10 protein-coding genes are annotated in these 14,081 nt (G+C 47.3%); all 10 read left to right on the forward strand.

Annotation, left to right across the window (positions count from 1 at the left end; translation table 11 throughout):
* The first annotated feature begins 73 nt into the window (after positions 1 to 73).
* Positions 74 to 1,765: a sugar ABC transporter gene (locus ACR32F_RS10960; RefSeq protein WP_440118733.1), complete on the forward strand. Its 1,692-nt coding sequence runs from the start codon at positions 74 to 76 to the stop codon at positions 1,763 to 1,765.
* A 188-nt stretch (positions 1,766 to 1,953) separates the two neighbouring features.
* Positions 1,954 to 2,844, forward strand: coding sequence for an ABC transporter permease (locus tag ACR32F_RS10965; RefSeq protein WP_440118734.1), 891 nt, complete (start codon positions 1,954 to 1,956; stop codon positions 2,842 to 2,844).
* Between the two features lie 29 nt (positions 2,845 to 2,873).
* The gene (locus ACR32F_RS10970; protein ID WP_440118735.1) at positions 2,874 to 3,752 is read left to right on the forward strand and encodes a carbohydrate ABC transporter permease; all 879 of its coding nucleotides are present in this window, start codon (positions 2,874 to 2,876) and stop codon (positions 3,750 to 3,752) included.
* A 32-nt stretch (positions 3,753 to 3,784) separates the two neighbouring features.
* Entirely contained in the window at positions 3,785 to 4,894 is a 1,110-nt protein-coding gene (locus ACR32F_RS10975) for a glycoside hydrolase family 53 protein (RefSeq protein ID WP_440118736.1), read from the forward strand.
* Between the two features lie 40 nt (positions 4,895 to 4,934).
* Positions 4,935 to 7,007 (forward strand): beta-galactosidase, encoded by a 2,073-nt coding sequence (locus ACR32F_RS10980; RefSeq protein WP_440118737.1) that lies wholly within the window; start codon positions 4,935 to 4,937, stop codon positions 7,005 to 7,007.
* A gap of 206 nt (positions 7,008 to 7,213) precedes the next feature.
* Positions 7,214 to 8,653 carry an NAD-dependent malic enzyme gene (locus ACR32F_RS10985; RefSeq protein ID WP_440118738.1) on the forward strand — a complete coding sequence of 480 codons (1,440 nt, stop codon included), beginning with the start codon at positions 7,214 to 7,216 and terminating at the stop codon, positions 8,651 to 8,653.
* 1 nt (position 8,654) lies between these two features.
* Entirely contained in the window at positions 8,655 to 9,380 is a 726-nt protein-coding gene (locus ACR32F_RS10990) for an HD domain-containing protein (RefSeq protein WP_440118739.1), read from the forward strand.
* Between the two features lie 219 nt (positions 9,381 to 9,599).
* The gene (locus tag ACR32F_RS10995; protein WP_440118740.1) at positions 9,600 to 10,667 is read left to right on the forward strand and encodes an FUSC family protein; all 1,068 of its coding nucleotides are present in this window, start codon (positions 9,600 to 9,602) and stop codon (positions 10,665 to 10,667) included.
* Between the two features lie 152 nt (positions 10,668 to 10,819).
* Positions 10,820 to 11,281 (forward strand): pyridoxamine 5'-phosphate oxidase family protein, encoded by a 462-nt coding sequence (locus ACR32F_RS11000; RefSeq protein ID WP_440118741.1) that lies wholly within the window; start codon positions 10,820 to 10,822, stop codon positions 11,279 to 11,281.
* 291 nt (positions 11,282 to 11,572) lie between these two features.
* Complete coding sequence (gene helD, locus ACR32F_RS11005; RefSeq protein ID WP_440118742.1) at positions 11,573 to 13,948, forward strand: RNA polymerase recycling motor HelD; 2,376 nt, start codon at positions 11,573 to 11,575, stop codon at positions 13,946 to 13,948.
* The last annotated feature ends 133 nt before the right edge of the window (positions 13,949 to 14,081 follow it).

Genomic DNA, 14,081 nt, shown 5'->3' on the forward strand with positions numbered 1-14,081 from the left:
TTCGTATCATAGGATCAAAGTCCTGGTCAGCCTATAATGAAAGGGTAACCAAAACGATTTAAGGGGGAACAACATGAGAGCGCAATCAACGAAAAAGAGATTACTGTCGCTTCTCGCTACAACGCTGTGTCTGACTGTCGTTCTTGCAGGATGTTCAGGAGGCAGTGGAGGCGGAGATAAGGCGGCTTCAAACACATCAGGAGCTGAGAACGAATACAAAGAGAAATATGATCCGCCAGTTACCATTACTACCGCATGGGGAATCGATCCTGAGCTAAAATTTAAAAATGGCGAATCCATGGAAAATAATGTGGCAACCAAGTGGGCCAAGGACAAATTCGGAATTGAGATCAAATCCTTGTGGTCCGTGACAGATACAAACAGCGCATTTGCAACCAAGCTTCGTCTTGCCATGTCTTCCGGTCAGGAAATGCCGGATATTGTGACCATAGGGCAGCCGGATAATTTAATTGCTCAAGATTTAATTGACTCCGGCATGTATCAGGAAGTGGGACCCCTGTTCGACAAATATGCTTCCGACACATGGAAAAAAGCAATGGATCAGGACCCTAATGTATGGAACCAGTACAGCCGTGATGGCAAAAGGATGGGTGTCCCTGTTCTGGACTATGCTTACAACAACGACTACCTTCTCTGGATTCGTCAGGACTGGCTGGACAAGCTGAACATGAAGGCACCAAAAACCATTGACGAACTGGAAGTTGTGATGGAAGCATTCAAAAATAAAAATCCGGATGGCTTGGCTCCAGCTAAGGTCATTCCGCTTAGCGTTGGTTTCAAAACATCCATGAACACATGGATGGGAGATACGTCATGGATCTTTGGTGCATATGGCACCTTACCGCAACAATGGAATGTAGGTGAAGATGGCAAGCTGGAGTATGGTTCCATCAATCCTGGTATGAAGCAAGGTTTGACTAAAATGAGCGAATGGCTCAAAAAAGGTTATATCCCGCAGGAAGCAGCATTATGGGATGAAAACAAAACGGCAGAGCCGGCAGTTGCGGGTACAGCCGGCATTATTCCAGGTCCATACTGGATGAGTGGATGGCCACTGAACGATACGGTGAAAAATGTCCCAGGTGCAGTTTGGAAACCAATTGAGATCCCAAGTGGACCTGATGGTAAAGCAATGCGTCATGGTACACAATTTGTCAATGGTGTTACTTTGATCAAAAAAGACATGGAACATCCAGAAGCATTCTTTACGTATCAAAACTACCTGTTTGATAAATACGCAGATCCGAAACCAGGAAGTGAATATGATAACGGTCTGTTTGCAGGCTATGACTATCAATTGGATGAAAATGGAAAACAAAAACGGTATGAAAAAATTGATGGCGGGTATGTCAACGTTGTACGTTATTTGCTCGTGCGTGATGGTGCCCGTATTCCAGACGCTCAGATGAAAGCTCTGATGAATCTGGCAGATGGCAAAGAGCCGGAAACCAAGCTGGAAAAAGATGTTGCCGCGAACTATGGTAAAGAGACACCTGCCGCAGCGAAAGTGTTGCTGAGTCAGGAAGAAATCTCTTACAAAAACATGTTCACAGGTCCTACAACGCAGACGATGAAATCGAAGCTGGACTATTTGAACAAAATTGAAAATCAGGCTTTCAATGAAATTATCTATGGTAAAAATCCGGTAGAGTCGTTTGATACATTTGTACAAACGTGGAAATCGGGTGGCGGTGACCAAATCACACAAGAGGTCAACACATGGTATGATGGCGTGAAAAAATAAGCAAAATCGGCGCACAGACGGAACAAGTCTGTGCGCTTTTTTTGTTTATTTAGTCTGAAGTAAAGTGGTTGATTTTGTGCCATTTATATTGCTTTTATGCGCTGTTTGAACCCTGTAAAAGACTGATATAATCGCATTATAAGCCACTCAAGAGTGCTTGAGTAGGAAGAAATACAGGGGGAGCAATCATGAGAACTTTGAAACGAAATTGGCCATTCCACGTTATGCTTTTGCCAGCCATTATCTTTCTGATTATATTCAGTTATGTGCCTATGGGCGGAATCGTTATGGCATTTCAGGATTACAAGCCATGGCTTGGGATTAGCGGCTCTGAATGGGTCGGGCTGGATAACTTCAGATATTTGTTTGAACGTGAAGACAGCTTACAGGTAATCTGGAATACATTGATCATTGCTGTGCTTAAACTGATCTTTAACTTATTTGTTCCATTTGTTTTTGCTATTCTTTTGAATGAGGTTCGCAAGATGGCTATACAGCGAACCATTCAAACCCTTGTCTATTTACCTCACTTCTTGTCCTGGGTCATTCTGGGCGGGATTTTGATAGATCTACTGTCAACCGGCGGCTTGGTGAACCGGGTTCTGGGAACCTTCGGACTTGGGCCATACTTTTTCCTTGGGGACAACAGTTGGTTCCGATCTACGGTCATTCTGACAGATGTGTGGAAAGAATTTGGTTATAACATGATTGTCTTTCTGGCTGCCCTTGCCGGGATTAATCCGGCGTTGTACGAAGCAGCAGAAATTGACGGAGCAGGACGCTGGAAACAAACACTGCACATTACGATTCCTTCGCTTGTACCGATGCTGATGGTTGTTGGAACACTGGCGCTTGGAAATGTGCTCAATGCTGGATTTGATCAGATTTTCAATCTGTACAATCCGCTTGTATATCAGACGGGTGACATCATTGATACATTCGTATATCGTTCTGCGATGCAAAACGGTGAGATGGGCTTCGCAACAGCGATCGGATTGTTCAAATCGGTCATTAGTATGATTTTGATTCTTGTATCGTACAGCTTAGCCAAAAAATACGCCGGATACCGCATATTCTAATTGAATGAACAGAGAAAGAAGGGACCACGATGTATCATAAATCATTGCCTTATCGCGTGTTTAATATAATCAATATCTGCTTTCTGATTTTGGTCGCCATTATGTGTATTGTACCGATGATTCATGTCCTGGCGGTATCCTTTAGTACAAAGGCTGCTGCCGATGCGAATCTGGTCAATCTCTGGCCTGTAGGCTTTTCTCTTGAGGCCTACAAAAAAACGATGAATAATCCAATATTCCTGAACTCTCTCTGGATTTCCCTGCTTCGTACCGTCATTGGTACGGCGATTACGTTGCTGATTACTTTCCTGGCAGCGTATCCGTTGTCCAAAGAAAATAGTGAGTTCAAAGGAAGAACGATCTACTCCTGGATTTTTGTTTTCAGCATGATCTTTAATGGTGGACTGGTTCCTTTCTACATGGTTATTCAGAAGATCGGCCTGATGGATTCCTTCTGGGTACTGGTACTTCCAGGGGCAGTCAACACCTTCCTAGTCATTCTGATGCTGAACTTCTTCCGCGGCATTCCAAAAGAGCTGGAGGAAGCGGCTCTGATGGATGGGGCCAATCATTTCAGAACATTGTTCAGTATCTTCCTTCCCATTTCGATGCCGTCCATTGCAACGATTGCATTGTTCAGTATGGTGTTTCATTGGAACTCCTGGTTCGACGGACTGTTATACATGAATAACGCCAAGGATTATCCGCTGGCGACCTTCATGCAGACCGTCATCATCAAGCGTGACATGAGTACGATGGCAATGAACCCGAAGGAAATGGAAACGATCTCCCAGACTACGGTAAGGGCAGCTCAGATCTTCATCGGAAGTGCACCGATCTTGATTGTGTATCCTTTCCTGCAACGTTTCTTTGTCAAAGGTATGACGTTGGGCTCAGTTAAAGGCTGAGCCTGTACCACAAATTAATGGAGGTTGATACAGTGAGCAACTTGGAGGAGAAGACATTCATTCTGGGAATGGATGTGTCTTTTATGGATGAAATCGAACAGCATGGCGGGAGCTATAGTGATGTGGATGGCAAAGAACAAGACTTGCTGTCCATCCTGAAGCTCAATGACGCTAACGCCATTCGTTTGCGCATCTGGAATGATCCTGTAGGCGGATTCTGCAATCTGGAGCGGACGGTAGCGATTGCGAAGCGGATCAAGGAACAGGGCTTACAGTTTTTGCTTGATTTCCATTATTCGGATCGTTGGGCCGATCCAGCCAACCAGTGGAAGCCGAAAGCTTGGGAGAATCTGTCCTACGAGGAGCTGAAACGTGCGGTATGTACGTATACGGCAGATGTGCTGAGAACACTCAAGGAGCATGATGCATTGCCGGATATGGTGCAGGTCGGGAATGAGATTACTCCAGGCATGTTATGGGATGAAGGACGTGTCGGTGGAGAAGAACATGATACGGATGAACAGTGGGAACGTTTTGCCGGACTTGTGAAGTATGGTATCGCTGCTGTTAAATCCGTTGATACGGATATCAAGATTATGATCCATATTGACCGCGGCGGCGATAATGCGGAGAGCCGCAAATTCTATGATCGATTTGAAGCGCTTGGTGTGGAGTTTGATATCATTGGGCTTTCGTACTATCCTTGGTGGCATGGAACACTGGATGCATTGCGTGACAATTTGCACGACTTGGCGGAACGCTACGGCAAACCTATCAATGTTGTCGAAACCGCTTATCCGTGGACGTTGGAACAGCCAGAAGGACATGAGTGGATTATGAACCAGGAAGAGTTGCTTCTGCCCGGATATCCCGCTACTGTGGAAGGACAGACGAATTATCTGAAGGATTTGCTGCAGATTATTCGTGAAGTTCCCGCCGGCCTTGGAGCCGGATTCTATTATTGGGAACCTGCCTGGATACCTAGTAAGGAAGACTGGTCCGTTGGACACCCGAATAATTGGGGGAACCTGACGATGTTCGATTTTAAAGGTCGCATGTTGCAATCGTTTTCAGCACTATCTGCTGGACAGGAACCTGGTACCGAATCATATGCGCAGCTGAATGCCGCGTTAATCAGATAGATTATTCAAAATGAAATGAATATGCAAAGGAGTTGTCAACATGACACACAAATTTCCACCCGTAAGTTCCAAAGTGCCAAGCATGCTTCACGGCGCTGACTATAACCCGGAGCAATGGCTCCGCTATCCTGAAGTACTTGCAGAAGATATCAGATTGATGAAGCTTGCCAAATGTAACGTGATGTCCGTCGGCATTTTCTCGTGGGTGTCTCTTGAACCCGAGGAAGGCGTATATACTTTCGACTGGCTGGACGGTATTTTGGATACTTTTGCAGCGAATGGGATCTATGCGTTCTTGGCTACACCAAGTGGAGCAAGACCTGCCTGGATGTCCGCCAAGTACCCTGAAGTTCTGCGTGTTGGAGAGAACCGAGTTCGCAATCTGCATGGCTTCCGTCATAACCACTGTTATACGTCTCCGGTATACCGGGAAAAGGTTACGGCGATGAATACGAAACTTGCAGAACGTTATTCGGATCATCCCGCTGTGATTGGCTGGCACATTTCCAATGAATTCGGTGGAGATTGCCATTGTGACTATTGCCAGGACGCATTTCGCGGCTGGGTAAAAAATAAATACGGCACCCTGGACGAATTGAATCATTCCTGGTGGACAACATTCTGGAGCCATACCGTAACGGACTGGAGTCAAGTGGAGTCTCCTGCACCGCACGGTGAAACACAGGTGCACGCGATGAATCTGGACTGGCGCCGATTCGTTACAGACCAGACGGCTGATTTTATCGTACATGAAACCAAACCACTGAAAGCTCAGAATCCAGATCTGCCAGTCACAACTAACCTGATGGAGTTTTATGGAGGTCTGAATTACTGGAAGTTCGCAGATATTCTGGATTTCCTCTCATGGGATAGTTATCCGACGTGGCATGATGCAGATGACGATGGGAAGCAGGCGTCCCGGATCGCTATGATGCATGACATCGTTCGTTCCATCAAGGGCGGCCAGCCTTTCCTGTTGATGGAGAGTACCCCAAGCTCAACCAACTGGCAAGAGGTCAGCAAGCTGAAGAAACCTCGCATGCATTTGCTCTCTTCTCTCCAGGCGGTGGCACACGGTTCCGACAGTGTACAGTACTTCCAATGGAGAAAGAGCCGGGGGTCCAGTGAGAAACTCCATGGCGCTGTGGTAGATCATGTAGGGACAGAACACACGCGTGTGTTCCAGGATGTAACGGACGTAGGAACGGCTCTTGAAGGCATGGAAGCCATTGTGGGAACATCGGTACCGGCAGAGGTGGCAATTATCTTTGATTGGGAAAATCGGTGGGCCGTTAATGATTCACAAGGTCCGCGCAATATTGGTGTGAAATATGAGCAAACAGTTGAAGCCCATTACGAAGCGTTCTGGAAACAGGGAGTTGCCGTTGACGTTATCGATATGGATGCTGACCTGTCCAAATACAAGCTGCTGGTTGCACCAATGCTTTATCTGATGCGTGAAGGTGTCGGGGAACGTATTGAACAATTCGTAGAAAATGGCGGTACATTCGTAGCTACGTATTGGTCAGGCATCGTAAATGAAAATGATCTTTGCTTCCTGGGCGGTTTCCCGGGACCACTCCGCAAAACGCTGGGAATCTGGTCGGAAGAAATCGACGGATTGCATGATCGGGATCTGAACGGAATTGTGCCTGCTAAAGGCAATGAACTCAAGCTGAATGCAGAATATGATGCGATTGAATTATGCGACCTGATTCATCTGGAAGGGGCAGAAGCCCTGGCAACGTATCGCTCAGACTTCTATGCTGGCCGACCAGCGTTAACGGTTAACCGTCTGGGATCAGGGAAAGCATATTATATAGCAACACGTACCAAAGCACCGTTTTACGATGATTTCTATGGTCGTCTGATTGCTGACCTGGGCATTGAGCGTGCGCTTGAAACGAAGCTTCCGGCTGGAGTTACAGCACACATCCGTACAGATGGCACAGCCGATTATGTATTTGTGCAGAACTACACACCGGAAACGAAGCAAGTGGAGCTGGATGAACAGTCCTATACCGATCTGCTTAGTGGTGATGGTGTGGAGCATAGTCTAGATTTGCAGCCATATGACATTCGTGTATTGAAAAGAGTGGCTGAGCGGAAATAGTATAGGAATATAGATTCGGCCGGTTGAGCCGAGTCCGCGTACAGAGAGACTGCCCTTACCGTCCAGTAGACGATGAGGGGGTCTTTTTGTCGTGTAAAGGGCAAGCTGAGCACTTTTTCTGGGTAATATAAAGGATAAACGTGTCCGTGCAGCGAAGACAAACAGGTAACATGCAACTCAAGACTTTCAGTCTGGGAGGAATTGGAATGAATCAAAGAAATCTTGACGGCAACAGCTTCATTATTCGGCTGGAAATGACAACAAAAGATATCAAATTTGGCGAAGTGGCTTCGGCCATCTCGGAAGCTGGCGGGGATATCATTGCCATCGACGTGATTTCGACCAATCAGGATGTAAGTGTGCGCGACTTGACGGTCGCCGTAACGGATGCACAGGATAACAGTAAAATTATAGAAGGGGTGCGCCAGCTCAAAGGTGTATCCATTATTAACGTATCGGATCGGACGTTCCTGCTTCACTTGGGCGGCAAGATCGAAGTTACACCGAAGATCCCGATTCATAACCGTGAAGACCTGTCACGCGTATACACACCGGATGTGGCCCGGGTATGCTCAGCCATTGCAGAAGAGCCTGGCAAGGCGTTCTCGCTCACGATCAAGCGTAATACGGTTGCTGTTGTGTCAGATGGCAGTGCTGTTCTTGGACTGGGCAACATTGGTCCACGCGCGGCGATGCCAGTGATGGAAGGTAAAGCGATGCTGTTCAAACAGTTTGCAGGCGTGGATGCTTTTCCAATCTGTCTGGATACACAGGATACCGAGGAAATCATTCGTACGGTGAAAGCGATATCACCAGCTTTTGGTGGTATTAATCTGGAAGATATCTCGTCTCCACGCTGCTTCGAAATCGAGCGCCGTCTGAATGAGGAACTGGACATTCCGGTATTCCATGATGACCAGCATGGTACGGCGGTTGTGTTATACGCAGGTCTGATCAACGCGCTCAAGCTGGTTGGCAAGTCCATCACGGATGTGAAAATTGTGGTCTGCGGAATTGGGGCAGCGGGAGTGGCTTGCAGTAATATTCTGCTGTCTGCGGGAGCCAGTCGGCTCATTGGTGTGGACCGTGAAGGGGCGCTTGTACGGACAAACACATATGAAAATGAAGTATGGACCGATTATGCGGCGCGTACTAACCCGGAGCTGGAGACAGGCTCACTGCGTGACGTGATTCGCGGAGCCGATGTATTTATCGGTTTGTCACGTGGCAATCTGTTAACCCGGGAAGATGTGCAATCCATGGCCGCTGACCCGATTGTCTTCGCCATGGCGAATCCGGTACCGGAGATTATGCCTTCTGTGGTGGAAGACATTGTAGCTGTGATGGCGACAGGCCGCTCGGATTATCCGAACCAGATCAATAACGTTTTGTGTTTTCCGGGTATGTTCAGAGCCGTTCTGGATTGCCGTGCAAGTGAAATTAATGAGGAGATGAAGCTGGCTGCAGCCCAAGCGATTGCTTCGGCCATTTCGGATGAAGAGCGTACCCGCTACTATATTATTCCGAGTGTGTTTAACGATAAAATTGTTAAATCGATGCGCAATCGCGTGATTGAAGCAGCCGTTAAGACAGGTGTGGCGCGGCGTATACCGCGTGAACAGACTCGTGAAAGCGGGGAACAGTAAGATGCAAGAGCACCCTCTTCAACCTCCAAGCCCAAGTGTGCACCGACCAGGAGACATGGAACATGTCGATGGAACATCCGCAGGAGAGGCCGTTCTTCGTGCGGCTCGAGCATTTGTGCAAGGAGATGCAGCTGCACATACGGATGGTCATGACTGGCCACACATCGAACGGGTGACCACACTGGCTGTGGAGCTTGCGTATCGTATGGGTGCAGATCCATTGATCTGTGAGCTGGCCGCATTGCTCCATGACGTACCGGATGAGAAGCTGAACGAAAGTCTGGAAGTTGGGATGGCGAAATTGAACCAATGGCTTGATACCCAGCCGCTTGAACCAACGACTCGCCATGCGGTTGTCGACATTATCAGCACGATCTCTTATGCGGGAGGGCAGCGTCCGGCGGTTGGCTCGCTGGAAGCCCAGGTTGTACAGGATGCGGATCGTTTGGATGCGCTAGGTGCCATAGGCATCGCCCGTACGTTTGCTTTTGCTGGAGCGAGAGGTCGTGAGATGTATGATCCGTCCCTTCCACCACGTGAGCAGATGACAAGGGAGGAATACCGCAATGGACGCAGTACAACGATCAATCACTTCTATGAAAAGCTGTTTAAGCTGAAAGACCTCATGAACACTTCATATGGTAAAGAGCTGGCGGAGCAACGCCATGCTTTCATGGTGCAGTTTGTAGAACAGTTCAAGAGTGAATGGGAAGGTAAGCTTTCATAACTTTGCAAGCCTGACCCGAATGACAAACCCCCGCCTCTGTTGATGGAGCCGGGGGTATTGTTGCGGATAAAAAGGATACAGGGCATGGTAACCCGCAGCCTTCCATGATACAATAAATCGTTCTCCTGAACCAATTCAGGCAAAAAAAGAAATATGGGGTAATAATAATAATGTTCATCAAACAAATGAAAACAGGTCCGGACAAGAGGAGGGGTCGCCATGTCATTTGGTGCACGTGTACTTAAGACAGGTATAGCGGTTACGCTTGCCTTGTACCTTAGCAGCCTGTTCTTAAACCCGCAATCTCCCGTGCCCGCCGCGATTGCGGCCATCTTTGCCATGCAGCCATCCATCTATCGTTCCTGGAAATACTTCCTTGATCAGCTGCAGACGACCACACTGGGGGCGATTGTGGCACTGCTGGGAGGTATGGTGTTGTCCAATGAGCCCATCGCCGTTGGATTAATCATCGTACTCGTCATCATGATCTGTCTTAAACTGAATATGGGTGAGACGGTGGGTCTGACGTTGGTCACTGTTGTATCCATTATGGAAGCCTCAGGTGACTGGCATTTTGCATTAAACCGTTTCCTGCTGACTCTCGTTGGCATTGTATCCGCCTTTCTTATCAATATTACGGTATTTCCACCCAAGCCAAAAGTTCAGTTCGTGAGGCAGATTCAGAGTGTATTCAGCGGCATGTCACTGCTCTTGCGTACATCCATCTCGGATGAGATCAAGGAAGCGGTGTTCCGGGATGAGAAAAACAATCTGGGCAGTTCCATTAAATCCTTATCCGATAAGTATAACTTGTTTGAAGAAGAACAGAAAAAGATGAAACGTTCTACATTCAGCGAGACCCGGCAGATGGTTGTGTATAAACAGATGTTACTAAGCCTGCAAAAAGGCTTTGATGTGCTGGATTCGGTAGAGCGCCATTATTTTCAGGCACAGCGGACACCGGAAATGGATCAGTTCTTCGACACACATCTGGAACTGGTCATCAAATTCCATGAACATGCACTTCTCAAGTTTGAGGATAAACTTAAACCGAATGGAGAAGAGGCGGCACAGTTTATATTGGATAACGATCATTTCATGGAGCAGGCGATCTCCCGGTTTGATATGGATCAGGACGGGATGTTGAGACTGTCCATCGTGGCCGCCGCCATCTATGATTATGGCTATCAACTGGAACGACTGAACCGACTCGCCGAACATGTGCATAGTTCCAGTGAAGACAAGGATTCGCAGGATAAAATTCTGAATTGGCTCAAATGGTCTTAACCATCGCAGTACAGATTGCAGTTGTACCGCTCTGTCATATACAATAGAGTTACAACAAGCCCGGACAGTGTGTCCGGGTTGTTTTGTATACATAGCGCATAGTGTTAATACTGCAACGAAATCCGAATTTAAATGAACCGAGGGATATAGAGATGAATGTAACTAAGCTAGACGCTGAACTGTTGGAGTGGTGGAGTGGCCATAATCTGGAGCATAAACAGCATGAAGCGATGCAACTGCTGACTGTAACCGAAGATGCATGGCCCCATCAAGCGATGATTAGTATGGGGGAGGTCATTGCAATTCACCCGCACATGCTCAGGCTGGCTCTATGGCCGGGAACACAGACAAGTATGAATATGAGTCGAACAGGCAAGGCTACCTTGATTGCTGTTTACGAGCAAAGCTTAATAAGTATTCGACTGGAAGTAAGCAGACTGCCGGAATTAATGGAGGCTGTTCATCCTAGGGATCGTTTTGAAGCCAAAGTGATACATGTACGTGTAGATCATGCGCCTTATGCAGACATTACTTCAGGAATAACGTTTCAATTAAAAGAGGAATCTGGGGCCATTACGCGCTGGAGAGAGACCATTGGAGAATTACGACAATAGAATGGCAGGGAGAATGCTTTCTTCGTTGTCGTGAAAAGGATAGCCTACTTCACTATAACTATCTATATTCATCCATTTAGAGGGAATAATTAAGATAAAAACAACAAAAAAACGCCTCCGCTTGCATCGGGACGCTGTCACTGGTACAATAAAAAATGGTTTTCAGAAAATTAGAACTAATTAACATAAAATTAAAATGTTTACTTTCTAATTAATTATACCATAGCCTTTTCGGGCTTGTCAAATGGGCTTATGAGGACACAATCCGGGGAAAGAGGGGCGTATTAACATATGAGTACAGACCAGCAATGGCGTGAGGAACAGGGACGGGTCAACACCGTAACCGAACAGATTGAGCGTAAAATAACCACCCTTGAACAAGAAGTAGGTTCTTTTCGAGACGAAGTTGTAGGGATGAGAAAAGACTTCTGGGACGAAGTCACCATGAACTTCAGCGAAGCGGATGATGTGGGAGAGACCTCCACTAGTATGCGGCAACAATCACAGGTCCTGTCGGATCGGGAGCGAAGTCATATCAATACGGCGGCCGCTCTGGACAAAATGAAACGGCTGCACCACTCACCGTATTTTGGTCGCATTGATTTTAAGGAGAATGGATATCCGAATGCAGAACGCATTTATCTGGGGATTGCGTCACTTCTGGATGAGAAAGAGGAGTCTTTTCTAGTCTATGACTGGCGGGCACCCATATCGAACCTGTATTATGATGGTGCACCAGGTCCGGTCACGTATCATACGCCGAGTGGTGAGATCCAAGGCGATATTGAGATGAAGCGACAATTTGTCATTCGGGATGGACGGATTCGCTTTATGTTTGATACCGGGGTGACGATTGGTGATGAGTTGTTACAGGCGGTGCTCAGCCGAACTTCGGATGCGCAGATGAAAAGCATTGTGGCGACAATCCAGAAGGAGCAGAATCGGATTATTCGTAACGACCGGACGCGCATGTTGATTGTGCAGGGAGCTGCTGGCAGCGGCAAAACATCGGCTGCGCTTCAGCGCGTCGCCTATCTTCTCTATAAATACCGCGAGCATCTGCAAGCGGATCAGATGGTTCTTTTTTCGCCAAACCCGATGTTCAACAGTTATGTTTCCACGGTTCTGCCTGAGCTTGGGGAGGAAAACATGCTGCAAACGACCTTCCAGGAGTATCTGGAGCGCCGTCTGGGCCGGGAATATCAGCTGGAAGATCCATTCATTCAGCTCGAATATGTACTTACGGGAACGGAAGATCCTGAATACGATGCACGTATGTCCGGTATTCGCTTCAAGTCATCTGAATCTTTCCTGAAGGTGATTACACGGTACAAGGAACGCATGTTGTCCGAAGGCATGAAGTTCAAGCCAGTTCGGTTCCAGGGTCGGGCTATTGTCACGTCAGAAGCAATGGCTGAGAAATTCTACAGTTTCGAGTCATCCGTCAAGCTTGTGAGTCGACTGGAAATGCTGCGGGACTGGATGTTGAAAGAGTTGTCGGCCTTTGGTAAAAGTGAATTGGAGGCGGCTTGGGTCGATCAACAGCTGGATTTGATGGAACCGGAGGATCTGCAACGGGCGTATCAGCGTCTAAAGCGCAAGCAAAAAGGAAAGCTGACTACGTTCGATGACTTCCAGCAGGAACGTGAGATTCTGGCGCGCATGGTTGTCAGCGACCGACTTAAACCTTTGCGCAAATGGATTAAGTCCTTACGTTTCGTGGATGTTCGTCAGTTATATGCGGATTTATTCAAAGACCAGGCTCAGATGGTTCGTTTGTTGGGGGAGGAAGCGCTGCCGACACATTGGGAAGAAATCTGTACCATGACACTTCGCAGATTGAAAGTACAGGAGCTGGCTTATGAAGACATCACTCCGTATTTGTATTTGCGTGAGTTGTTGCTCGGGTTCCGGATCAACTCGAATATTCGACATGTGATCATTGACGAGGCTCAGGATTATTCTGCGTTTCAGTTAGCTTTTATGAAAAGATTGTTTCCACGCTCGAAAATAACAGCTCTTGGAGACTTCAATCAGGCAATCTATGCCCATTCTTCTGTTTTGAGTGGAACGGGGCCTTTGACCAACCTGTATGGACCGGAAAATACGGAAGTGATTGAGCTGACGAGAAGTTACCGTTCCACTCAGGAGATTGTGGAGTTCACACGTAGCATGGTGCCGGGTGGAGAAGATATTCTTCCATTTAACCGGAGCGGAGAGAAGCCTAAAGTTATCGTGTCAACCAATGAGCAGGAGCATATGGATGTGATCACAGCCGATCTCAGCCATCTGATTGAGGAAGGGTATGAGTCCATTGCGGTCATCTGCAAGACAGCGGAGGAGAGCAAGGAAGTACAGGAAAAGCTGAGTAAGAAGTTGCCTGCGGCACCCAAATTAATCAAAAAAACAACGCTTGCCTTTGAACGAGGTGTGCATGTTATTCCGGCATATCTTGCAAAGGGAGTGGAATTTGATGCTGTACTGATCTATGACGGCTCTGCAGAGCAATATGCCCAGGAGCATGAACGCAAACTGTTCTATACAGCTTGTACTCGAGCCATGCACTTGCTGCATGTCTATTGTATGGGTAAACCTAGTCCGTTCATCACATCCCAGTCTGAAGCGTTGTACGACATGGGCAAGGTATCTGCAGCTCAAGCCGAATGATATCGTCTTTAGGGGATATGAAGAAGACTTCCGTTCAAATGGGACGGGAGTCTTTCTCTATAGTTTGGAATAGCATTCCTGACATGAGATTAGCTGGATTGGGTTCTATGGATAAATATTGCTCTTTCATTTG

Origin of the sequence: Paenibacillus hebaui (assembly GCF_051934385.1) — a bacterium.
Taxonomy (GTDB): domain Bacteria; phylum Bacillota; class Bacilli; order Paenibacillales; family Paenibacillaceae; genus Paenibacillus.